Origin of the sequence: Paucibacter sp. KBW04 (assembly GCF_003852425.1) — a bacterium.
In the GTDB taxonomy this organism is placed as follows: Bacteria; Pseudomonadota; Gammaproteobacteria; order Burkholderiales; family Burkholderiaceae_C; genus Paucibacter_A.
Genome location: NZ_QAJN01000007.1, coordinates 64580 through 88609 on the forward strand (window position 1 = coordinate 64580; position 24030 = coordinate 88609).

The following is a 24030-nucleotide window of genomic DNA, read 5'->3' on the forward strand; positions in this document are numbered from 1 at the left end:
CTGAAAAAAGGCGGCGGGCTGTTGAACACCGCCGCCTTCCTGATATCAAAGTCCAAGCTTGCGCCTCAAGCCTGCGCCTTCACCTTCAAACGCCAAGCATGCAGCAGCGGCTCGGTGTAACCGCTGGGCTGTTCCAGCCCCTTGAAGACCAGATCCAGCGCGGCCTGGTAGGCGGCTGAGGTCGTGAAGTGGCCGGCCATGGGCTTGTAGGCCGGGTCGCCCGCGTTTTGACCGTCGACCACCGCAGCCATGCGCTGAAAGGTTTCATGCACCTGGGCGACGTTGGTGACGCCGTGATGCAGCCAGTTGGCGATGTGCTGGCTGGAAATGCGCAGGGTGGCGCGGTCTTCCATCAGGCCGATATTGTGGATGTCGGGCACCTTGGAGCAGCCCACGCCCTGGTCCACCCAACGCACCACATAACCCAGAATGCCCTGGGCATTGTTGTCCAGCTCCTGCTGCACCTCGGCCGCGCCCCACTCGGCCTTGGCGACCACGGGGATCTGCAGCAATTTGTCCAGAATCCCGTGGCGTTCGGCATCGGCGTCGATCTTCTCCAACTCCTGCTGCACCGCGGCCACATTGACCTGGTGGTAGTGCAGAGCGTGCAAGGTAGCGGCCGTCGGTGAAGGCACCCAAGCGGTGTTGGCGCCCGCCTTGGGGTGGGCGATCTTTTGCTCCAACATGGCGGCCATCAGATCGGGCATGGCCCACATGCCCTTGCCGATCTGGGCGCGGCCACGCAGGCCGCAGGACAAGCCCGTCAGCACATTGCTGCGCTCATAAGCCTGGATCCAGGCGCTGGTTTTCATATCGCCCTTGCGGAACATGGGGCCGGCCTGCATGGCACTGTGCATCTCATCGCCGGTGCGGTCCAGGAAGCCAGTGTTGATAAAGGCCACCCGGCCCGCGGCTGCGGCGATGCAAGCCTTCAGATTCACGCTGGTGCGGCGCTCCTCGTCCATGATGCCCAGCTTGACGGTGTTCTCGGGCAGACCCAGCAAGGCCTCCACGCGGCCGAACAACTCCGAAGCAAACGCCACTTCGGCGGGCCCATGCATCTTGGGTTTGACGATGTAAACCGAGCCGGTGCGGCTATTGCCCTTGCGCTGCAGATCGTGCAGGGCGATGGTGGTGGTGACGACGGCGTCCATGATGCCCTCGGGGATCTCGCGGCCCTCGCCGTAAAGAATCGCCGGGTTCGTCATCAGGTGGCCGACATTGCGCACAAACATCAGCGAGCGGCCGTGCAGTTTGACTTCTCCCTGACCATCGGCCGCCGTGTAGACGCGGTCGGCATTGAGGCGGCGGGTGATGGTCTTGCCGCCCTTCTCCAGCTCCTCGGTCAGCGTGCCTTTCAGAATGCCCAGCCAGTTGCCATAGGCCAGCACCTTGTCCTCGGCATCGACCACGGCCACCGAGTCTTCCAGATCCAGAATCGTCGAAAGCGCGGCCTCCAGCACCACATCGCTGATGCCGGCCGCATCGCTCTGGCCGATGGGCGTGCTGCGGTCGATTTGGATGTCCAGATGCAGGCCGTTGTGGCGCAAGAGCACGGAGCTCGGCGCGGCTGCGTCGCCTTGGTAGCCGACGAACTGACTGGCATCCGCCAGGCCGGTGCTTGCGCTGCCTTGGGCGATCACCAATGCACCATTCTCAACGCGATAGCCCGTCGCATCCTTGTGTGAACCGCTGGCCAGGGGCGCGGCCTGATCCAGCACCTGGCGGGCATAGGCGATCACCTTGGCGCCGCGCACCGGGTTGTAGCGGCCGGCCTTCTCGGCACCATCGGCCTCAGAGATGGCGTCGGTGCCGTAGAGCGCGTCATACAAAGAACCCCAGCGCGCATTGGCGGCATTGAGGGCATAACGGGCATTCAAGATGGGCACGACCAGTTGCGGGCCGGCTTGAGAAGCCAGCTCGGCATCCACATTCTGGGTGCTGACCTGCACCGCAGCAGGCGCCGGCACCAGATAGCCGATGCGCTCCAAAAAGGCCCGGTAGGCCGGCATATCGGCGATGGGGCCGGGGTGGGCGCGATGCCAGCCGTCCAGCTCGGTCTGCAGGCGATCACGCTCGGCCAGCAAGGCCACATTCTTGGGTGCCAGATCGCGCACGATGGCGTCGAAACCGGCCCAGAACTTGGCGGACTCCACACCCGTGCCAGGCAAGACCTGACCCTCGATGAATTGATACAGCTGGGTGGCGACTTGCAGACTGTGCAAGGTGGTGCGTGCGGTCATGACGGAAACCTCGGTTGGGCAATTGAGAGCAAAGCGAAGTAAAAGGGACAGACACCCAGAATTTATGTCAGATTCCACCCGCGATTGATGACGGCCAGCGCATTGAATACATGCGCAAAACACACGAATAGAAAGAAATATTCACTTTTTCATCGTGACTGGCAGCACAATCAATGGCCATGGACCGCCTCAAACAGATCGAATCTTTTGTCTCCGTGGCCACCCGCGGCAGCCTCACGGCCGCGGCACAGTTGGAGGGCGTGGCGCCCGCGGTGATGGGCCGGCGCATCGACGCCCTGGAGGCCCGTTTGGGCGTCAAGCTCTTGTTGCGCACCACCCGGCGCATCACACTGACGAACGAAGGCAGCGCATTTCTTGAGGATTGCCAGCGCCTGCTGGTGGAGTTCGCCGATGCCGAGGCCAGCGTCAGCGCCGGCGGCGTCAAGGCCAGCGGGCTCTTGCGCATCACCGCGCCGGCGGGCTTCGGGCGCCGCCATGTGGCGCCCTTGGTGCCGGACTTTCTGGCCCAGCACCCGGAAGTCAGCATCTCGCTGAACCTGAGCGACCGGGTGGTGGACATTGGCGGCGAGGGCTATGACTGCGCCGTGCGCGTGGGCGATCTGCCCGATTCCAGCCTGGTCAGCCTGCGCCTGGCGGACAACCGACGCCTGTGCGTGGCCACGCCCGCCTATCTGAAGCGCGCCGGCGTGCCCCAGCACCCGGCGGAGCTCTCGCGTCACGCCTGTCTGATGCTCAGTTCGGACGCCAGCCAGACCCGGGGCTGGGCCTTCAAGGTCGATGGAGAGTTGAGCTATCTGCGCCCCGGCGGCCGCCTGGATTGCAGCGACGGCCAAGTCTTGCATGACTGGTGCTTGCGTGGCCTGGGTCTGGCCTGGCGCAGCACCTGGGAGGTGGAAGGCGATATCGCCGCCGGCCGTTTGCGCACTGTGCTGGACGACTTTGCCGCCCCGCCCAATGGCATTTACGCCCTGCTGCCCCAGCGCAAGCATTTACCACTGCGGGTGCGCCTGTGGGTGGACTTTCTCAAGCAAAGCTATGCCCGGCCGGAGTACTGGGGGCAGCCCTGAAATGAAACAGACGCGGGGCCAGGCAAGACCTGACCCTGCGTCTACTTGTGTGAAGTCCAAGCTCCGGCAGGAGCTTTGAACATTCAGGTCTTGTTGCTGAGGCATTCCTTCATGAAGGCCTTGCGCTCATCGCCCTTCTTGCCCTTGGCATCGGCATTGCAAGTCTTCATCTTCTCTTGCTGAGTCGGCGTGGCCTTGGCAGACAGGCATTCCTTCATAAAGGCCTTGCGTTCGTCGCCCTTTTTGTCACCGGCGTCCTTGTTGCAAGTGCCCATCTTGGTCTGCTGCTTGGTCGGCGCGCTGGCGGCCTCAGCGGTCGCGACGGCATGGGCGGGGCCCACCAAAGCGAAGGCAGCAAATGCGGTGGCGGCAGCCAGGCTGATCAGAGATTTCATGAAGAGATCCTTTCTGTGGGGGTAGGTAGGGGCTTGCAGGCTTGAATGTCTTTGCATTCAAGCACGCCAACGCGACAGCCTCAAGAAGGGTTTACATGATGCGGCGCGGATGGGCCAATGCCTCGTGCGCCGCGTGCAAACGTCTCACCAAAACCTGGATGAAGCCGCGGTCGAAGCGGTGCTGGCATTCGGGGCTCAGCTGGGCGATGGATTCGGGCGTGAAGGAGATGGTGATGCACAGCTCGCTGACCTTCACATCCGCGCTGTGCTGGCGCAGGCTGGGGTTGGGAGCGAGGTAGGCCATCTCGCCCACCGAAGTGCCCTTGCCGAGCGTCGCCACCAGATTGCCCTCGCGAAACACCTCCACCGCGCCCTGCGCAATGATGTGGAAGGTATTGCCCTCCTGCCCGCGCTTGAACAAGGCGTGATCGACAGGGAAGCGCCGCCAGCGTGCCCGATGCACCACCTCCCACAACTCCACATCGCCAAAGTCGGCAAAGAACTCCAGCTCGCGCAACATATTGAAGCGCTCCGAATCTTTCACCTCGTACAGCCTGGCCAGGGGCACCAGCTGCTTGGCCACCAGCTCCGACAGGCCGCGCCCAAAGGACTCCCAATCGGCATAGCGCTCATTCGGGTGCTTGGCCAAGGCCTTCATGATGACGGCGTCCAGCTCGGCCGTGACGCCGCCGCGCTGGCCCACCAAGGAGGCCGGTGCTTGGTGATAGATCTGGTGCATCAAAGCCATCTGGCTGGGCGCGTCAAAAGGCGCGCGGCCGGCAATCAGGTGGTAGAGCACGGCGCCCAGGGCGTAGATATCGGCCCGGCAATCCACATCGCCACCCTCGATCTGCTCGGGCGGCATATAGGCCAGGGAGCCCACCCGGTGCACCTGGGTCGAATCCGAGCGCAGATTCAGCGCGCTGCCAAAGTCACTAACTTTTACATCGGTTACCTGGCCTTGCGAATCCAGCACGGCCAGCAGATTGGCGGGTTTGACGTCGCGATGAATGATGCCCTGGCGGAACACATAGGACAGCGCCATGGCGCATTTAAAGCCCAGCTCGACAATCTGATCCAGAGGCAGAAGGCGGTCGCTGCGGCAGAAGTGCTTGAGCGTCAGGCCTTGGACAAACTCCATCACCAGATAGGGCGAGGCCTCGTCCGGCACCGCGTCCAGGATCTGAACGACATTGGGATGCTGGAGGCGGCCGGCCAGGGCGGCTTCGGCGGCGTAGAAGCGGTTGCTGTGATCGCTGGCGCCATCCTCCCGGTCGGCCATCGCCCAAGCTCGCATGCGCTTGATCGCCACATCCACACCGCGGAACTCATCCCGCGCCAGGAACACATCACTGGTGGCACCCTCACCCAGGCGGCGCATGACCTTGTACTTGCCGATATAGGCAGGCAGATCCAACTTGGGTTCGATGGGCGACTCGAGGTCCTGCGACATGAGTGTGATCATAGAACCTTAGAATCACCGCCATGATCCAAGCCAAGCAAGATTTGCTCGCCGCCCTGGCCGAAGCGATTCAAGAACTCAGTCCCGGCGCCGAACTGGCCGCCGCCTTCGAATCCCCCAAGCAAGCCGCCCTGGGCGACTTTGCCTGCACGGCCGCCATGCAATTGGCGCGACCGCTGAAAAAGAACCCGCGCGAGCTGGCGCAAGCCTTGATCGACGCCCTACAGCGCCGTGCCGCCTTCCAGACCTGGGTCGAGAGCCTGGAAATCGCCGGCCCTGGCTTCATCAATATCCGCCTCAAACCCGCCGCCAAGCAGGCCGTGGTCAGCGAGGTGCTGAGCAGCGCCCAAGACTTCGGCACACAGCCGGCTAACGAGCAGCATGTGATGGTGGAGTTCGTCTCCGCCAACCCCACCGGCCCCCTGCACCTGGGCCACGCCCGTCAGGCCGCCCTGGGCGATGCCATCTGCAGCCTGTTCCAGACCCAGGGCTCCCAGGTCACCCGCGAGTTCTATTACAACGACGCCGGTGTGCAGATCGCCACCCTGGCCAACTCCACCCAATGCCGCCTCAAGGGGCTGAAGCCCGGCGACGCCGGCTGGCCCGAGTCGGCCTATAACGGCGACTACATCCAGGACATCGCCGACGACTTCCTGGCCAAGAAGACCGTCAAGGCCGATGACCGTGAGTTCACCGCCTCGGGCGATATCAACGATCTGGACAGCATCCGCCAGTTCGCCGTGGCCTATCTGCGCCACGAGCAAGACCTGGACCTGCAGGCCGTGGGTGTCAAGTTCGACAACTACTTCCTCGAGTCCAGCCTCTACCAAACCGGCGCGGTCGAATCCACCGTCGCCAAGCTGCAAGCCTCGGGCAAGACCTTCGAGGAAGGCGGCGCCCTGTGGCTGCGCACCACCGACTACGGGGACGACAAGGACCGCGTGATGCGCAAGTCCGACGGCTCCTACACCTACTTCCTGCCCGATGTGGCTTATCACATCAACAAGTTCCAGCGCGGCTACACCAAGTGCATCAATGTGCAGGGCACCGACCACCACGGCACCATCGCCCGTGTGCGCGGCGGCCTGCAGGCGGCGGGTGTGGGCATCCCCCAGGGCTTCCCCGACTATGTGCTGCACAAAATGGTGCTGGTGATGAAGGGCGGCGTGGAGGTCAAACTGTCCAAGCGCGCCGGCTCCTACGTGACCATGCGCGACCTGATCGACTGGACCAGCCGCGACGCGGTGCGCTTCTTCCTGATCAGCCGCAAGGGCGATACCGAGTTCACCTTCGACATCGACCTGGCCCTGAAGCAGAACGACGAGAACCCCGTGTTCTACGTGCAGTACGCCCATGCGCGCATCTGCTCGGTGATCCGCAACTGGGTCAGCCGCGGTGGTGACGAGTCCACGCTGAAGAGCGCCGACCTGAGCCTGCTGACGGCCCCGACCGAAGCCGCCCTGATGCTCAAGCTGGCCGACTACCCCGCCATGCTGAGCCGAGCCGCCGAAGGCCTGGCCCCGCATGATGTGACCTTCTATCTGCGCGAGCTGGCCAGCAGCTATCACAGCTACTATGCGGCCGAGCGCGTGCTGGACCAGACGCCCGAGCTGAGCCAAGCCCGGGTGGCCCTGTTGGCCGCCACCAAACAAGTGCTTGCCAACGCCCTGGCTGTTTTGGGCGTCAGCGCCCCCGAGGTGATGGCACGTGAGGCAGTTGAAGCAGTCGAGACGGGCACGGCAACAGCGGAGAAGCAATGAGCACTGGGTCCTCAAATCAAAAAGGCGGCTTCGTTCTGGGCCTGATCGTCGGCTTGCTGGTCGGCTTGGCTGTCGCCCTGGGTGTGGCGCTCTACGTCACCAAGGTGCCGGTGCCCTTTATCAACAAGGTCCCGCAGCGCACGGCCGAGCAAGACGCCGAAGAAGCCGCCCGCAACAAGAACTGGGACCCCAATGCCCCCCTGGCCGGCAAGGCCGGTGCCAAGGCCGCCAGCGGCGTGGTGAGCCCGCCCGCAGTCACGCCCGCGCCTGGCGCACTGGAGACCCCGGTCGCCCTGCCCAGCACGCCGGCTCCAGCGGCCAGCCACGCCACCGCCCCCGTGCTAGCCAAGCCCGCCGACAAGCCGGTGGACAAGATCGCCGAGAAGATCGCGGAGAAAACCGCCGAGAAGGCTGCCGCTGAAAAGACGGCTGAGAAGGCCGCCGACAAAGCGGCGGACAAGAAGGCCGATGCCAAGGCCACTGCCGCAGCGGCCGCCGCCGATAGCAACGTCTACTTTGTGCAGGCCGGTGCCTTCACCAAGGCCGAGGACGCCGAGCAACAGCGCGCCAAGCTGGCCATCCAGGGCTTCAGCGCCAAGGTGATGGAGCGGGAGCAGTCCGGCCGCACCGTCTTCCGTGTGCGTCTGGGCCCTTTTGATGCCCGCGACGAAGCGCAAAGCGTGCAAGGCAAACTCGAGGCGGCCGGCATCGAGAACAATCTGGTTCCCGTCAAACGCTAACCCTTTGCTTCCCAGCTCCTCTTCTTTCCAAGGATTTCACACATGAAGCGTCGCGATTTCTCCGCTCAGCTGGGTCTGTCGGCCCTGGGTCTGTCCACCCTGGGCCTGCCCGGCATCGCCGTGGCCCAAGGCGGTCCGGTGGAAGGCAAGCAGTATCTGAAGCTTTCCCAGGCCCTGCCCACCACGCCGGGCAAGATCGATGTGGTCGAGTTCTTCTGGTACGGCTGCCCACATTGCTACGCCTTTGACCCGACGCTGGAAGCCTGGGTCAAGCAGCTGCCCGCCGACGTGGCCTTCCGCCGCGTGCATGTGGGCTTCCGCGCCAATATCAAATCGCACCAAAAGCTGTTCTACGCCCTGGAAGCCATGGGCAAGGAAGCCGAGGTCCACTCGGCCGTGTTCGCCTCCTTCCAGCGCGATATGCCCGAGAGCGACAAGGACGTGATCGCCCTGGCCGCCCGCCTGGGTCTGGACGTGGCCAAGTTCACCGCCGCCTACAACTCCTTCGGCGTGCAGACCAAGTGCGCACAAGCCAGCAAGCTGTCGGAGGACTTCCGCATCGACGGCGTGCCGGCCCTGGGCATCGCTGGCCGCTACCTGACCTCCCCCTCCATCGCCGGCACCCGCGGCGCTGGCGAGCAGGTCAATGGCCAGCAAGCCGTGGCCGTGGCCGACTTCCTGATCAAGCTGGCCCGCAACAAGGGCTGATCTCCACCAGGCACACCCCGCAATGCGGGGTGTGCGCCTGCTTCCTCTGACCCTGCAGGGCTAGAATGGTCTGCAAGAACTGTGCCGCCATGAAAAAGCCTGCCTCCCCCTTCCATTTGCCGACTGCTGCCCGCCTGCTGAGCCTGAGCGTGGGCCTCTGCCTGGGCCTGGCAAATCCGGCGCAGGCCGAGAAAGCCGACCAGCTCAAGCCGCTCAATATCGCTTCTGAAAAGGGCGGCAGCATCGATATGGCGCGTCAGCGCACCGAGTTCAGCGGCAATGTGGTGCTGAGCAAGGGCAGCCTGATCCTGCGCGCCGAGCGCATCGATCTGCGCGAAACCGGCGACGGCTATTACCAAGCCTATGCCAATGGCCAGACGGGCAAGCAGGTCAGCTTCCGCCAGGCCCGCGATGTGCCCGGCGAAGCCATCGAAGGCTTTGCCGACCAGGTCGAGTACGACACCCGCAGCGACACCGTGCGCTTCATCGGCAATGCGGTGGTGCATCGACTGGTCGGTGCGGCCGTGGCCGACGAGGTCACCGGCGCCGTCATCGTGTTTGACAACCGCAGCGAAATCTTCACCCTGGACGGTGGCCAAAACTCGCCCCATCCCAGTGGCCGCGTGCGTGTGGTGATGATGCCGCGCGGTGCCGCCAGCGCAGCGCCCCCCGACAGCCCCGCCTCCGGTGTCAATCTGCAACCCAGCACCAGCCTGCCCGGCGGCAAGAAGCCCTCATGAGTGGCGGCCTGCAACAAGCCGGCGCGCGCAGCCGCCTGGACGCCCAAGGCCTGGCCAAGAGCTATGGCGTGCGCAAGGTGGTCAAGAACGTGCACCTGGGCGTGGACAGCGGCGAGGTCGTCGGCCTGCTGGGCCCCAACGGGGCCGGCAAGACCACCAGCTTCTACATGATTGTGGGCCTGGTGCGGGCCGATGCCGGCGAGATCCATATCGATGGCCGCGAGGTCCAGCACCTGCCCATCCACCAGCGCGCGCGCTTGGGCCTGAGCTATCTGCCGCAGGAAGCCTCCATCTTTCGCAAACTCAATGTGGAAGAGAACATCCGCGCCGTGCTGGAGTTGCAGCTCGATGCCGAGGGCCGGCCGCTGAGCAAGACCCGCATCAACGAGTTGCTGGAAAACCTGCTGCACGACCTCAGCATCGAGAAGCTGCGCAACAGCCCCGCCCCGGCCTTGTCGGGCGGTGAACGCCGCCGGGTCGAGATCGCCCGCGCCCTGGCCACCCAGCCGCGTTTCATCTTGCTGGACGAACCCTTTGCCGGGGTCGACCCCATCGCCGTGCTGGAGATCCAGCGCATCATCAGCTTCCTGAAAGCGCGTGGCATCGGGGTCTTGATCACCGACCACAATGTGCGCGAAACCCTGGGGATTTGCGACCGCGCCTACATCATCAGCGAAGGCGCCGTGCTGGCCGAAGGAACACCTGCCGAGATCGTGGACAACCCCGACGTGCGCAAGGTCTACCTCGGCGAAAACTTCCGCATGTAACGAAATGCTTGCCCCCACGCTCGCTTTGCTCGCTGCCCCCCGAGGGGGCGCTCCGGCCCCTTCGGGCGGCCGTGCGGGTCCGGAACCCGGCCGAGCATGAAGCAATCCCTCCAGCTCAGGCTGAGTCAGCACCTATCGCTGACGCCGCAATTGCAGCAGTCCATCCGGCTGCTGCAGCTCTCGACCCTGGAGCTGAACCAGGAAATCGAGCAGATGATGGCGCAGAACCCGCTGCTGGATACCGAGGACGACTTCAGCGTCGCGGCGCCCGAAATCAGCGAGCTGCGCCCCGCCAGCACGGCCGAGGACAGCGGCGCCGACACCGAGCTGGGCGGCGGCAGCGAGCTTGAGTCCACGCCCGAGCTGAAGGCCGAGGACTTCGGCAGCACCGAACGCGAGGACTGGGAAAACGGCACCGAGGGCGATGACTTCGACGGCATCCGCGAGCTGCCCGCCAATAGCAATGGCAGCAGCAGCGCCAGCGGCGATGAAGACGGCGAGCGCAGCAACCAGGACTCGGCCGAGATCAGCCTGCAAGAGCACCTGACGGCGCAAATGGCCGGCATGCATCTGAGCGAATCGGACCGCGTCGCCCTGCAAGTGCTGATCGAATCGCTCAACGAAGACGGCTATCTGGAAGACAGCCTGGAGGCCATCGTCATTGGCTTGCTGGGTGAGGAGGACGAGGCCACCGAGGACCGCGAAGAGCTGCTGGATCATTTGCGCATCGCCCTCAAATGGCTGCAGAACATGGACCCTGCCGGGGTCGGCGCCAAGGATCTGGCCGAGTGCCTGGTGCTGCAGCTGCGCGCCCTGGGCCCCAGCCCGGCGCAGATGATCGCCATCCTGATCTGCAAACAGCATCTGGAATTGCTGGCCAAACGCGATAGCAAAAAGCTGATGGCCCTGACCGGCGCCGACGAGCCCTTGCTGCGCGAGGCCCAAGCCCTGATCCGCGCGCTGGAGCCCAAGCCCGGCCGTCGCTTTGCCCGTGGCCAGGCCGCCGCCGTCGTGCCCGATGTGATGGTGCGCAAGGTGGGGCGCGAGCTGCGCGTCATGCTCAACCCGGAAGTCACGCCCAAACTGCGCATCAACGAGCTGTATGCCAATGCCTTGCGCCAGACCCGCGGCGGCATCACCAACAGCCCCTTGGGCGGCCAGCTGCAGGAGGCGCGCTGGTTCATCAAGAACATCCAGCAGCGCTTTGACACCATCTTGCGCGTCTCCAAGGCGATTGTGGAGCGGCAAAAAGGCTTCTTCACCCACGGCGCCCTGGCCATGAAGCCCCTGGTGCTGCGCGAGATCGCCGATGAGCTGGGCCTGCACGAGTCCACCATCTCGCGCGTCACCACGGCCAAATACATGGCCACCACCTTTGGCACATTTGAGCTGAAGTACTTCTTCGGCTCCGGCCTGTCCACCGAGGCCGGGGGCAATGCCTCCAGCACGGCCGTGCGGGCCTTGATCAAGCAGTTTGTCGAGGCCGAGCCGGCCAACAAGCCCCTGTCCGACAGCGCCCTGGCCAGCATGCTGGAAGAACAAGGCATTCAGGTGGCGCGCCGCACCGTGGCCAAATACCGGGAAGCGCTCAAAATCGCGCCGGCCAATCTGCGCAAAAACCCCTGAGGCGCGCGAAAATTCGGCCCTGCTCCGCACAGGAAAACTGCTAGGCCAAGCCTCAGCAGCCCAAGGCTTGACCTGCATCAAGCCGCAGTCCACCCACCCTCGTTAAGGTGCCGGACGCTGCCGCTCCCACCATGTCCACCGAACTCCTTTCTTCGGCTTCGCCCGCGAAGCCTCGCCGCCTTTTTGTCCGTCAATGGGCGGCGCTGATCCTCGCCTGGTTCTTGGCCTGGCTGCTCACCGGCCTGTGGCTGAGCCATGAGCGCAGCCAGCTGCGCCAGCACGAGGGCGAACGCCTGCAGGCCACGGTGCAGACCCTGGACGGCATCGTCTCCCAGCAATTGCTGGGCATACAGGCGGCGCTCAAGACCATGGCCAGCTTCTATCCTCAATGGCGCAGCGGCCATTTGCAGGAAGACGGCGCCAGCCTGCTGTCCACCCTGGCCGAAACCATGCCCGGCGTGCGCGTCGCCTCCATCTTCGACCAACAGGGCCGCCTGCTGGCCAGCTCCCAGGCCGAACTGGTGGGCAGCATGCATGGCGACCGGGCCTTCTTTACCGCGCCGCAAGCGCAAGCCCAGCCGGACCTGCTCTACATCTCGCCGCCTTACCGCAATCTGCAAGGCATCTACACCATGACCTTGTCGCGCGCGCTGTTCGACGCGAAGGGACGCTTTGTGGGCGTGGCCGCCATCGCCCTGGACCCGGAGTACTTCAAGCTGGTGCTGGGCACGGCCCAGACCTCGGAGGACACCTGGAGCGTGCTGATCCATATCGACGGCCTCTTGTTCAGCATGTTGCCGCATAACGAAGGCTGGCTAGGCCGCAATTTGCTGGGCTACTCCGGCTCCTTGCTGCAGCAGCACCTCGCTTCAGGCGGCGACCAAAACATCTTGCAAGGCATGTCCCTGGTCAGTGGCGATGAGCGCCTCACTGCCATCCACACCGTCAAGGTGAATGGCCTGGCCATGAACAAACATCTGGTCGTCGCCATCGGCCGCAAGGTCGAGACCCTGGATCTGCCCTGGCGCCAACAGGTGCAGATGACGGTCACCGGCGGCCTGATTCTGTGCCTGGTCAGCGGCCTGGGTCTGGGCCTGTGGCAGCGCCGCATGCGCAGCATGGACGAGCTGCGCGAAGCCCAGCGCCGCAGCGAGCGCGAGAGCGCCGAACGCATGACCTTAGCCCTGGAAGGCGCCGACCTGAGCCTGTGGGACTGGGACCTGCCCAGCGGCCGCCTGCAGGTGGACGGGCGCTGGCACAGCATGCTGGGGTATGGGCCCGATGAGCTGCCCCTGCACTACAGCAGCTGGCAGGACCGCCTGCACCCCGAGGACGCCGGCCCCACCCTGCGCCTGCTGCAGGACTATCTGGACGGCCGACGCGAGTGCTACACCACCGAGTTCCGCCTGCAGCACAAGGACGGCCACTGGGTCTGGGTGCGCGCCAATGGCCGCGTCATGTCGCGTGACGCGCAAGGCCGTCCGCAACGCCTGGTGGGCACCAATCTGGACATTTCCCCGGCCAAGCGCGCCGAGCAAACCCTGCAGGCCCAGGCGCAACACACCCAGGCGATTCTGGACAATATGGTGGACGGCGTGATCACCATCGACGCCCAGGGCAATATCGCCAGCTTCAATGCCTCGGCCTGCCGCATGTTCGGCTACACGCCCGAGGAGGTCTTGGGCCGCAACGTCAGCCTGCTGATGCCCGAGCCCGAATCGGGCCGGCACGACGGCTATTTGCGCAGCTTCTTCCGCGGCCAAACGCCGCGCGTCATCGGCGTGGGCCGCGACGTCAATGGCCGCCGCAAGGCCGGCAGCATCTTCCCCATGAGCTTGGCGGTCTCGCGCATCGAACGCGATGGCCAGACCCTCTTCATCGGCCTGACCCGAGACATCACCGAGCGCAAGCGCGCCGAGGCCGCCATCGAGAAGCTGGCCTTCAATGACCCGCTGACCGGCCTGCCCAATCGCCGCCTGCTGCTGGACCGCCTGGACCAGACCCTGGCCTCGCGCCAGCGCCAGGGCCGCCACGGCGCCGTCGTCTTCATCGATCTGGACAATTTCAAATCGCTCAACGACACCCTGGGCCACGGCATGGGCGATCTGCTCTTGCAAAGCATCGCCAAGCGTCTGCAAAGCGCCGTGCGCGCGCAGGACTCGGTGGCGCGCTGGGGTGGGGATGAATTCGTCGTGCTGCTGCAGGACCTGGGAGCCGATCGCGCCGAAGCCATACGCCATGCCGAGGCGGCCTGCGAGAAGCTCTTGCGCGTGCTGGGCCAGCCCTATCAGCTGAAGGACTATCTGCACCACAGCACGCCCAGCATAGGCATCGTGGTCTGGGGCGCCGAGGACCGCAGCAGCGAAGACCTGCTCAAACACGCCGACCACGCCATGTACCAGGCCAAGGCGGCGGGGCGCAACCAGCTCTGCTTCTTCGACCCGGTGACTCAAGCCGCCATGGCCGATCGCGCCGTGCTGGAGGCCGATCTCCGCGTGGCCTTGCGCAACAACCAGTTCGAGCTGCATCTGCAGCCCCAGGTCAACCATCTGGGCGCGCTGACCGGTGCCGAGCTGCTGCTGCGCTGGCGCCATCCCACGCGCGGCTGGGTCTCGCCCGCCCAGTTCATCCCCCTGGCCGAACAGACCGGCCTGATCGTGCCTCTGGGTGAATGGGTGCTGCAGCAGGCCTGCTTCCAGCTGGCTCTGTGGGCGGAGCAGCCGCGCATGGCGGGCCTGACCTTGGCCGTCAACGTCAGCGCCCATCAATTCCGTCAGAAGGGATTTTTGGAGACGGTGCAAAACCTGCTGTCGCGCAGCGGCGCACCGGCCAATCGCCTCAAGCTGGAGCTGACCGAGAGCGCCCTGGTGGACGATGTAGAGGCCGTCATCGCCCTGATGGGCGAGCTCAACCAGCTGGGCGTCAAGCTCTCGCTGGACGACTTCGGCACCGGCTACTCCTCGCTGGCCTATCTGAAGCGCTTGCCGCTCAAGCAGCTCAAGATCGACCAGAGCTTTGTGCGCGATCTGCTCAACGAGCCCAATGCCCGCTCCATCGCCCACGCCATCTTGCAGCTGGGCGAAAGCCTGGGCCTGCATGTGATCGCCGAGGGCGTGGAGACGCTGGAGCAACGCGCCTTGTTGGTGGAGATGGGCTGCCTGGCCTTCCAAGGCTATCTGTTCAGCCGCCCCCTGCCCTTGGCCGACTTCATCCAACTCGCCCGCGAATGGCAGTCGCAACACAAGGTGCAAGCGCCCGGCTCTGGCCAGGCCAAAGCCCTCCACGCGCCAGCGGCCCTGGCCGAGACCGGCTGAGGCAGCGCCGAGCCCGGCCTTGTTCGTGGGGGGTGGGCGTGCATAGTTCACGGCCTCAAACAGGCAAGGTCTTAGTGGCCCTCAAGCAAGCTGACAATCCGGCCGAGGGGATGAAGCCGAGAGCAAGAGTGGCCGCCAGCCGCCAGCGACGCTGTATTTGAGGATCAAGGACATGGGCGCAAATGCTGCCAGGACGGCCAACACGGCGGTCCAGACGAACGACCCGGGTCAGGCCTTTTTCTGGCAGCCGGAAGCCGGCAGCTACTTTGCCACCGCCTCGCTGGAGTTGCTGCGCCTGGGCCTGCGGGCCGGGCTGGAGTCGGGCCACGGCGTGCTGGTGCTGACCGGCGAGGTGGGCTCGGGCAAGACCTTGCTCTTGCGCATGGCCTTGCAAAACCTGCCCGCCGCCGACGGCCACACCGCCTACCTCAGCTACACCTCGATGAGCGGGCATGAAATCCTGCAGTCCATCGCCTTTGCCTTTGGCATGCCTAGCGGCGCGGACGCACCCGCCCTGACCCCGCAAGACTGGCTGGCCGAGCAACTCAAAACCTGGGCCGCCCGCGCCGAGCCGGCTCTCTTGGTGATCGACGAGGCGCAAAGCCTGCCGCCCGAGACCCTGCTGTCCCTGCTCAAGCTCAATCAGCTGCGCCCCAAGGGCAGGCATGCGCTGCGCGTCATCCTGGTCGGCCAGACGCCCTTGCTCAATATGCTTAAGGCGCCCGAGTTGCAGGCCTTTGCCGCCGATATCGGCCCGCGTTTTCATCTCTCGCCGCTGCGGGCCGAGGAGTCTCACGCCTTCATCCAAAGCCGCTTGCTGCTGGCCGCCGCCGACCACGGCCCCACCGAATTCAAACCCGAAGCCTATGAGGCCATCCACGCCTGCTGCGTGGGCAACCCCGGCCGCATCAAGCTGCTGTGCAAGCATCTGCTGCAGTCCGCCTGGCTGATGGACGAGCAACAGCCCATCGACGCCGCCATGGTGGCCGCCCAAGCCGAGGAGCTGGGCCTGGACCCGGCCCTGGCCCTGAGCGCCCGCGGCGCCACGACCGCCAGCAGCAGGCAAGGCAAGGGCATGCCGGCCTCGGCGCAGGGCACCCCCGGCCCGGCCGCGCCCAAGCGCCAGCATGCCCATCGCCCGCTGGTCGGCATGGTCACCGCCGGCCTGGTGCTGCTGGCCACCGGCCTGGGCGCCCTCAAGCATTGGCCCGAACTGCTTGGCGTCGCGCCGCAGACCACGGCCCAGCAAGCCGCCACGCCTGAGTTGCAAAACAAACCCTGGCCCACGCCTCCCAGCCCGCTGATCAACAGCCAGAGCAGCGCCAGCACCGGCAAGGCCGTGGCGAATGCCAGCGCCCCCTCAGCCACGGCCTCCGAGCCACCGCCGCCGGTGGCCCTGGCCTTTGACGACCCCAGCTCCGCGGCCCTGGGCAGCCGAGTGCCGCCCATCAAGCCCGCCCTGCCCGCGCAGGCGAGCACCAGCAAGACCGGCAACAAGGCTTGCGCCAATCTGCTGGCCCGCCTGTCCCTGGGCGAGCCCTTGTCCGCCAAGGACCGGCGGGAACTGGACGAACAATGTCGCTAAACCTGAATCCGGCTCGCTGCCTGCTGGGCTTGTTGGTCTTGCTGGCGGCCTGCGCTGCACCGCCGACCCCGCTCAGCGCCAACTCCCCGTTTGAGCAAGACGTGTTGGACACGGGTCAGGGCCTGTTCAGCCAATGGCGGGCCCAAGGCGGGCGCGCGACCAGCGGGCGCAGCGTGGCCCTGGGCGCCATCAACGATCTGGTCGACCTGACCAATGGCGCGCAGCGCCCCTTGCAGGAAGAGTCCGAGGCCTCGGCCCAGGTGAAGAAAATCATCGCCCGCCAGATCGACGCCCAGCTGCCCGAGCTCAAGCGCGTGCCCGCCGACGCCGCGAACAGCCGCGCCACCGACTACCTGATCAGCGGCAGCCTGATGCGCTCCAGCGTCGGCAGCCCGGCCAATTCGCGCGGCCCGGTCAAACCGGCCGATGCCAAGGCCCAGGCGCCCCTGGTCTTGACCCTGCTGATGCTGGACCTGAAAAGCCACCAGGTCGTGGCCCGTTGGCAAGGCCCTCTGCGTGCCCTGCAAGGCCAGCTCAGCCCCACCGCCTACTTCCACGACAGCCCGGTGCTGATGAGCGGCAGCAAACCCAGCGCCGCCGAGCAGCGCAACAGCCAGTTGCTGAATGCCCAGGCCGGCAGCACGGTGGGCGCCGACACGGTGGAAGACGCCTGGGCTCTGGCCCTGCTCAGCCAGGCGCAAGAAGCCTATGCCGCGGCCAACTACCCCAAGGCTTTGGAGCTATTCCAAACCGCCGCCGCCCGGCCGGGCCCCTTGGCCTTGCGCGCCTACAACGGCCTGTATCTGAGCCACCTCAAGCTGGGTCAAAACGATTTGGCGCGGCAAGACTTCAAGCGGGTAGTCGCCGAGGGCCTGGCCACGCGCAGCCTGGCGGTCAAATTCCTCTTCATGCCCGGCCAGACCAGCTTCTGGGCCGACCCCAGCGTCAGCGGCAACTACGACTTCTGGCTGCAGGAGATCAGCGCCCAGATCGCCGCCTCGCCGCAATGCCTGGAGGTGGCCGGCCACACCAGCCGCAGCGGTGAGGAAGCCTTCAACCAAAAGCTCTCCCTGGCCCGCAGCGAAAGAGTGCGCGGCCTGATGCAAGGCCTGCAACCCGGCCTCGCCAAACGCATCAGCGCCAGCGGCAAGGGCTGGCTGGAAAACATCGTCGGCAGTGGCAGCGACGACGCCCGCGATGCCATCGACCGCCGCGTCGAATTCAAGCTGCTGGACTGCGCCGTTCGCTGAGCACGGCACAAACTGGGACAATCGGGGCGGAATCTTCCCCGCACCACCTCTGCCCACGCGGCCAAAAGCCGCGCCGCTTGCCCATGCTCCCCACCGATAAGCTTCATCTCTTTGTCTCCTGTGCCTCGGGCGTTGAGCCCTGGCTCGAAGCCGAGGTGCGCACCATCGTGCCCGGCGCCCACACCGAAGCCCTGCGCGGCGGCGTGGCCGTGCGCAGCAATCTGGAAGGGGTGATGAAGCTCAATCTGGAAAGCCGCCTGGCCCAGCGCGTGCTGATCGAGATCATCGATGGCGGCTATCGCCACGAGGACGATATCTACGCCCTGGCCCTGAAGGTGGACTGGTCCAAATGGATCACCCCAGCTGAGACCATACGCGTGGACACCGTGGCGCAGCGCTCGCCCCTGCGCAGCCTCAACTTCGCCACCTTGCGTGTCAAGGATGCCATCTGCGATGTGCTGCGCGATGTGACCGGCGAGCGCCCCAGCGTGGACACCCGCTTCCCTGACCTGCCCATCATCATGCACCTCAGCGAGGTGCATGCCACGATCTATGTGGACACCTCGGGCGAGCCCCTGTTCAAGCGCGGTTGGCGTGAAGACAAGGGGGATGCCCCGCTGAAGGAAACCCTGGCCGCGGCCATGCTGGCCGCCGCCGGTTGGAAGGGCACACCCGAGGCCGGTGGCGCCCTGCACGACCCTTGCTGCGGCTCCGGCACCATCGCGGTGGAAGCCGCGCAGATCGCCTGCGGCATGGCCGCCGGCATGCAGCGCCGCTTCTCCTTCGAGGGCCAACTGCCTTTTGTGCCCCTGCGCGGCCGCTGGCAAGCCATCAAGCAAGCCGCCAAGGACCGCGAGCACGCCCCCGCCGTGCCCATCTTCTGCAGCGATGTGGCCTTCCGCATGGTGGACTTCGCACGCCGCAATGCCGAGCGCGCCGGCGTGGCTCAGTACATCCAGTTCAACGGCGGCGATGCGCTGGAGCGCCCTGCGCCCGAACTGCCCGAGGGCATGCCTGGCACCCTCATGATGAACCCGCCCTATGGCGAGCGCATCGAGGTGCGCGGCAAGGCCGGTAACTTCCAGATGAGCCGGGACGCGGGCGGCTCTGAAGCCCGCGACGCCGGAGACGACTTCTTCCCCCGCCTGGCCGCGCACTGGAAGCGCGCCTACACCAACAACCTGGCCGGCTGGACCGCCTGGCTGTTGTGCCCCGATATGAAGCTGCCCAGCAAGATGCGGCTCAAGGAGTCACGCAAGGTCCCGATGTGGAACGGCCCGATCGAGTGCCGCATGTTCCGCTTCGACCTGATCAAGGGCTCGGCGCGTGCGCCTAAGCCGGGGCGTGAGGGTGAGAGCGAAGCGGTTTCGGGCTGAAGCGGTCTTAAACCGACTGCAAGGCCAACCAGCCCAGCACCGCCAGCGGCGCGGTGTCGGCCCGCAGAATGCGCGGGCCCAGTTGCACGGCCTCGAAGCCAAGCTCGCGGGCGGCTTGTTCCTCGGCGGGGCTGAGCCCTCCTTCCGGACCCGACAAGACCAAGGTCGAAGTCGCCTCGGCCTGCTCACGCGCTAACGCTGCAATCGGGCGGGCAGCGCCAGGGCTGAGCAACCAGCGGCGCTGCTCAGGCTGTACGGGCGGCAGACTCTTGAGCCATTGCGCCAGCGTGCGCACCGGCTCAATCTTGGGCACTTGGGCGCGCCCGCTTTGCTCGCAGGCGGCCACGGCCACGCCCTGCCAATGGGCTTGTTTTTTGTCGGCTCTATCGCCGCTCAGACGCAGCACCGAGCGTTCGCTCATCAAGGGCTGCACGGCGGCGGCGCCCAGCTCGGTGGCTTTTTCGATCACGCCGTCCATGCGGTCATTGGCGGGCATCACCACGCACAAGCTCACCGCATGAGCCAGCTCTCGATGCACCAGCTGGCGGGCCTGCAAATGCACGGCGACTTCGCTGCGGCCCATGCGCAGGACCTCGGCCTGCCACTCATAGCCAGAACCATCAAACAAGGTGATGGCCTCACCGGGCTGCAAGCGCAGCACCTGCACATGGCGGGCAGCACCGGCGGGCAGAATCAATTCAACAGGCACGGTGGATGCGGCTGCGGCGTCGCCAGCGGCGGCGGCGCCCAGCGGGGTGTCCAGAAATAAACGGGGGGGCATGATGGGCCAAGAAAAAAACGTTGCCCCGAGTTTGCCTGAGAACGCGCGGCGTTTTAGCTTTTGCCCAGACCCAAGGCACGCCGCACCTGCTCGGCCACCTGTTCACCCTGAGCCAATTGCACCTCCTGCACAAAGCGCTGCGTCAAGGCTTGCAGAGCCGGCAGATCGGCGCAGCGCTCCACCTCCAGAACCATGCGGTAGCCCTTCATCAGGCCCAGATACTGCTTGGCATGGCGGGTCAGAAAGCCGTAGAGCTCTTCAAAGGCCATGGGCGAGACCTGGGCGGCGGGCAACTCGATGCGATCTGAGACCTCAGCCAAGCCAGGTGTCGGGTCTGCGATCAAACCGCTGATCTGCAATTGCTGCAGATCCGCCTCGGTCGCGCCCTGCACCAGGCTCAGCCACTCGGCACCCGGGCGCGAGGCATCCATCACCAAGAGCAGATTGCGCGCGCTGCGCGACAAGGCCTGGCTGCGCGCTTTCACCTCGGCACGGCCGGCCTCCGTTCTTTGGAATCTTTGTTGCATGCTGCTCACGCGAGGCGGCCTCCGCTTGGATGAGTCTTACTTCTTGTCGCGCAACTCGCGGCGCAAGATCTTGCCGACCGGGGTCTTGGGCAGGTCGGTGCGGAACTCGATGATCTTGGGTCGCTTGTAGCCGGTCAGATTGGCTTCGCAATAAGCCCGCACATCGGCCTCGGTCAGCTCGGGATTGCGCTTGACGATCACCACCTTGACGGCCTCGCCGGCCTTGGCATCGGGCACGCCCACCGAAGCGCATTCCAGCACGCCTTCCATCTGGGTGATCACGTCCTCGATCTCGTTGGGGTAGACGTTGAAGCCGCTGACCAGAATCATGTCCTTCTTGCGGTCCACGATCTTGAAGAAGCCGCGCTCGTCCACGATGCCGATATCGCCGGTACGGAAGAAGCCGTCCGCCGTCATCACCTGGGCGGTTTCATCCGGGCGCTGCCAGTAGCCGGCCATGACCTGCGGGCCACGGATGGCGATCTCGCCGGTGGCGCCGGGGGGGACTTCCTTGCCCTCATCGTCCAACAGGCAGATCTCGGTATTCGGCATGGGCAGGCCGATGGTGCCGGTATAGGCCTTGCTGTCCGTCGGGTTGCAGCTGGCCACGGGCGAGGTCTCAGACAAGCCATAGCCCTCGCAAATGGGGCAACCGGTCTTGTCCAGCCAGAGCTTGGCCGTCGCCTGTTGCACGGCCATGCCGCCGCCCACGGCGATCACCAGATGACTCCAGTCCACGGTATTGAACTGCGCATGATTGGCCATGGCCATGAACAAGGTGTTGACGGCCGGCAGGCTGTGGAAGCGATGCTGGCTCAGCTCCTTGAACACCGCGGGCAGATCTCGCGGGTTGGGGATCAAGACGTTAGCGCCACCCACATGCATGGACAGCATCATGTTCGTGGTGAATCCGAAGATGTGATACAGCGGCAGGGCGCAGATGCTCACCAGCTGCTCGCCGGCCGGGATCTTTTTCAGCGCGGGCTGATACCAGGCCTCGGCCTGCAAGGTATTGGCCACCAGATTGCGGTGCAAGAGCACGGCGCCCTTGGACACGCCGGTGGTGCCGCCGGTGTATTGCAGCACGGCGATGTCTTGCGGGCCCATCTTGGGCGCCTTGTAAGCCAGGCCGCGGCCCTTGGCTAGCGCCTCGTTGAAGGCGACCGCGCCGGGCAACTCAAATGCCGGCACCAGCTTCTTCACCTTGCGCACCACATAGTTGACGATCAGGCCCTTGGGGAAGCCCAACATATCGCCCATGGAGGCCAGCAGCACATGCTTGGTCGGCACCGTCTTGATCACTTGCTGCAGGGTGGCGGCAAAGTTCTCCAGGATGACGATGGCCTTGGCGCCCGAGTCCTTGAGTTGATGCTCCAGCTCGCGCGGGGTGTAGAGCGGGTTGACGTTGACCACCACCAAGCCGGCGCGCAGCACGGCGGCCACGGCCACGGGGTACTGCATCACATTGGGCATCATCAGGGCGACGCGGTCGCCCTTCTCCAGGCCCAAACTCTGAAAATAAGCGGCCAGTGCGCGCGAGGCCTCGTCCAGCTGGGCAAAGGTGATTTGCCGGCCCATCATCTTGTAGGAAGGCAGACTGGGGTACTTCTTGAAGGCCGAATCCATCAAGTCCACCAGGGACGGATAGCGCCCAACATCAATCTCTGCCGGAACTCCCTCAGAGTAGTTCTTGAGCCAAATCTTCTCCATCTTTCACGTCTCCTTGCTATGCCGCGATTCTGACCTATCGCTGACAGCACTCTCATCAGGGGATTCGATAGCCGCACGCTTATGCGTTTTTCGCTCGTTTTTGCGTGTATTCACGCGAGTTCCTGCAAAGGCCCAGGCGAAACCCTGAGCCTTTGCAGCACTCGTTTGAAGGGCAGCAGGCCCGCTGAGCGCGGGCCTGTTCAGACGGCGAAGGCGCGCTTACTCGACCGCCTTGACCATGTCTTCCACCACCTTCTTGGCGTCCCCGAACACCATCATGGTCTTGTCCATATAGAAGAGTTCGTTGTCCAGGCCGGCATAGCCCGCCGCCATGGAACGCTTGTTGACGATGATGGTCTTGGCCTTGTAGGCCTCCAGAATCGGCATGCCGTAGATGGGGCTGCCCTTCACATGCGCGGCAGGGTTCACCACGTCATTGGCGCCGAGAATGATGGCCACATCGGCCTGGCCAAACTCGGCGTTGATGTCTTCCATCTCGAAGACCTGGTCATACGGCACCTCGGCCTCGGCCAGTAGCACATTCATATGTCCTGGCATGCGGCCCGCCACCGGGTGGATGGCGTACTTCACCGTCACGCCTTTTTCGGTCAGCTTTTGCGCCAGCTCCTTCACCGCATGCTGAGCACGCGCCACGGCCAGACCGTAGCCGGGCACGATGATGACGGTCTCGGCATTGCCCAGCACAAAGGCGGCGTCGTCGGCGCTGCCGCTCTTCACATTGCGCTGCACCGCGCCACCGGCCGCCGCGGCCGTGGCGTCACCCCCAAAGCCACCGCCGATCACATTGAAGAAGGAGCGGTTCATCGCCTTGCACATGATGTAACTCAGGATCGCGCCCGAGGAACCCACCAGCGAGCCGGCAATGATCAGCATGCTGTTGTTCAGGCTGAAGCCAATGCCCGCCGCCGCCCAGCCCGAATAGCTATTGAGCATGGACACCACCACCGGCATATCCGCCCCGCCGATGGGGATGATGAGCAGCACGCCCAGGGCAAAACCCAGGGCCAGGATCAGGCCGAAGTCCATCCAGCTCTGCGAGTCAAAGAAGCCGTAGCAGAAGAAGATGGCGGCCAGGCCCAGGGCCAGATTGAGCTTGTGCTGGCCGGCAAAAGAAACCGGCGCGCCCTGGAAGAGGCGGAACTTGTACTTGCCCGAGAGCTTGCCGAAGGCGATCACCGAACCCGAGAAGGTCACCGCGCCGATGAAGGCGCCCAGCGCCAGCTCGATGCGATTGCCGCCGGGAATGGCGCCGCCCTTGACGGTGATGCCGAAAGCCCAGGGCTCCAGCACGGCGGTCGCCGCGATGAACACCGCCGCCAGGCCTATCATGCTGTGCATGAACGCCACCAGCTCGGGCATCTTGGTCATCTCGACCTTGCCGGCCATATAAGCGCCCAGGCCGCCGCCGATCACCAGGCCGGCCAACACATAGCTCAGGCCCATCATCTGGCCACCAGCCAGCTTGACGATCAGGGCAGCCGTGGTCACGGCGGCAATCGCCATGCCCACCATGCCAAACAGATTGCCGCGAATCGAGGTGGTGGGATGCGAGAGCCCTTTGAGCGCCTGGATGAAGCAGACGCTGGCGATCAGGTACAGAAGGGTGACGAGACTCATGCTCATTTCTTTTCTCCTGCGGCCGTCTTCTTTTCCTTCTTCTTGAACATCTCCAGCATGCGCCGGGTCACCAAAAAGCCGCCGAACACATTGACGGCGGCCAGGGCCACGGCCAGGGTGCCCATGAACTTGCCCAGATCGGTTTCGGTCAGGGCGGCAGCCAGCATGGCGCCGACGATGACGATGGCCGAGATGGCATTGGTGACGGCCATCAGCGGTGTGTGCAGGGCGGGGGTGACCGTCCAGACCACGTGGTAGCCCACGTAAATGGCCAGCACAAAAATGATCAGATTGGTGATGGTGGGGTTGACGAGTTCCAT

General features: G+C 65.0%; 19 protein-coding genes. 11 read left to right on the forward strand and 8 right to left on the reverse strand.

What is annotated here, in order from left to right:
- Nucleotides 1-65: 65 nt before the first annotated feature.
- Complete coding sequence (locus DBR47_RS08450; protein ID WP_124448916.1) at nt 66-2243, reverse strand: malate synthase G; 2178 nt, start codon at nt 2241-2243, stop codon at nt 66-68.
- Between the two features lie 179 nt (nt 2244-2422).
- On the opposite strand from DBR47_RS08450, the gene DBR47_RS08455 reads away from it, so the two are divergent.
- Complete coding sequence (locus DBR47_RS08455; RefSeq protein WP_124448918.1) at nt 2423-3331, forward strand: LysR family transcriptional regulator; 909 nt, start codon at nt 2423-2425, stop codon at nt 3329-3331.
- A gap of 83 nt (nt 3332-3414) precedes the next feature.
- On the opposite strand, the gene DBR47_RS08460 is transcribed toward DBR47_RS08455, so the two are convergent.
- A complete protein-coding gene (locus DBR47_RS08460) occupies nt 3415-3726 on the reverse strand; it encodes a PsiF family protein (protein WP_124448920.1) in 312 nt (103 codons plus the stop codon).
- Nucleotides 3727-3817: 91 nt separating this feature from the next.
- The gene (locus DBR47_RS08465) at nt 3818-5179 is read right to left on the reverse strand and encodes a serine/threonine-protein kinase (RefSeq protein ID WP_124448922.1); all 1362 of its coding nucleotides are present in this window, start codon (nt 5177-5179) and stop codon (nt 3818-3820) included.
- 32 nt (nt 5180-5211) lie between these two features.
- Here DBR47_RS08465 and argS point away from each other — a divergent pair, with 32 nt between their 5' ends.
- The 10 genes from argS to DBR47_RS08515 all read left to right on the forward strand — a co-directional run bounded on the left by argS (nt 5212) and on the right by DBR47_RS08515 (nt 19054).
- A complete protein-coding gene (gene argS, locus DBR47_RS08470) occupies nt 5212-6948 on the forward strand; it encodes an arginine--tRNA ligase (RefSeq protein ID WP_124448924.1) in 1737 nt (578 codons plus the stop codon).
- Nucleotides 6945-7688: an SPOR domain-containing protein gene (locus DBR47_RS08475; protein WP_124448926.1), complete on the forward strand. Its 744-nt coding sequence runs from the start codon at nt 6945-6947 to the stop codon at nt 7686-7688. The genes argS and DBR47_RS08475 overlap by 4 nt, the downstream gene beginning before the upstream one ends.
- A 42-nt stretch (nt 7689-7730) precedes the next feature.
- Nucleotides 7731-8396, forward strand: coding sequence for a thiol:disulfide interchange protein DsbA/DsbL (locus DBR47_RS08480; RefSeq protein WP_124448928.1), 666 nt, complete (start codon nt 7731-7733; stop codon nt 8394-8396).
- Nucleotides 8397-8485: 89 nt separating this feature from the next.
- Nucleotides 8486-9136, forward strand: coding sequence for a lipopolysaccharide transport periplasmic protein LptA (lptA, locus tag DBR47_RS08485; RefSeq protein WP_197046944.1), 651 nt, complete (start codon nt 8486-8488; stop codon nt 9134-9136).
- Nucleotides 9133-9903 (forward strand): LPS export ABC transporter ATP-binding protein, encoded by a 771-nt coding sequence (lptB, locus tag DBR47_RS08490; protein ID WP_124448933.1) that lies wholly within the window; start codon nt 9133-9135, stop codon nt 9901-9903. The genes lptA and lptB overlap by 4 nt, the downstream gene beginning before the upstream one ends.
- 96 nt (nt 9904-9999) lie before the next feature.
- The gene (locus DBR47_RS08495; protein WP_124448935.1) at nt 10000-11529 is read left to right on the forward strand and encodes an RNA polymerase factor sigma-54; all 1530 of its coding nucleotides are present in this window, start codon (nt 10000-10002) and stop codon (nt 11527-11529) included.
- A 131-nt stretch (nt 11530-11660) separates the two neighbouring features.
- A complete protein-coding gene (locus DBR47_RS08500; RefSeq protein ID WP_124448937.1) occupies nt 11661-14843 on the forward strand; it encodes an EAL domain-containing protein in 3183 nt (1060 codons plus the stop codon).
- Nucleotides 14844-15015: 172 nt separating this feature from the next.
- Nucleotides 15016-16428, forward strand: a complete 1413-nt coding sequence (locus tag DBR47_RS08505; protein WP_124448939.1) for an ExeA family protein — start codon at nt 15016-15018, stop codon at nt 16426-16428.
- The gene (locus DBR47_RS08510) at nt 16419-17678 is read left to right on the forward strand and encodes an OmpA family protein (protein ID WP_124448941.1); all 1260 of its coding nucleotides are present in this window, start codon (nt 16419-16421) and stop codon (nt 17676-17678) included. The genes DBR47_RS08505 and DBR47_RS08510 overlap by 10 nt, the downstream gene beginning before the upstream one ends.
- An 83-nt stretch (nt 17679-17761) precedes the next feature.
- Nucleotides 17762-19054 carry a class I SAM-dependent RNA methyltransferase gene (locus DBR47_RS08515; protein WP_124448943.1) on the forward strand — a complete coding sequence of 431 codons (1293 nt, stop codon included), beginning with the start codon at nt 17762-17764 and terminating at the stop codon, nt 19052-19054.
- Between the two features lie 7 nt (nt 19055-19061).
- Here the strand turns inward: DBR47_RS08515 and DBR47_RS08520 are convergent, their stop codons facing one another.
- From DBR47_RS08520 to DBR47_RS08540, 5 genes are all read right to left on the reverse strand, one after another.
- The gene (locus DBR47_RS08520) at nt 19062-19835 is read right to left on the reverse strand and encodes a 16S rRNA (uracil(1498)-N(3))-methyltransferase (RefSeq protein WP_124448945.1); all 774 of its coding nucleotides are present in this window, start codon (nt 19833-19835) and stop codon (nt 19062-19064) included.
- A gap of 53 nt (nt 19836-19888) precedes the next feature.
- Entirely contained in the window at nt 19889-20362 is a 474-nt protein-coding gene (locus DBR47_RS08525) for a hypothetical protein (protein ID WP_124448947.1), read from the reverse strand.
- Nucleotides 20363-20398: 36 nt separating this feature from the next.
- Nucleotides 20399-22072: a long-chain-fatty-acid--CoA ligase gene (locus DBR47_RS08530; RefSeq protein ID WP_124448949.1), complete on the reverse strand. Its 1674-nt coding sequence runs from the start codon at nt 22070-22072 to the stop codon at nt 20399-20401.
- A 219-nt stretch (nt 22073-22291) separates the two neighbouring features.
- Entirely contained in the window at nt 22292-23716 is a 1425-nt protein-coding gene (locus DBR47_RS08535; protein WP_124448951.1) for an NAD(P)(+) transhydrogenase (Re/Si-specific) subunit beta, read from the reverse strand.
- On the reverse strand, nt 23713-24030 hold the full coding sequence (locus DBR47_RS08540; RefSeq protein WP_124448953.1) for an NAD(P) transhydrogenase subunit alpha: 318 nt from the start codon (nt 24028-24030) through the stop codon (nt 23713-23715). Before DBR47_RS08540 ends, DBR47_RS08535 begins: the two co-directional genes overlap by 4 nt.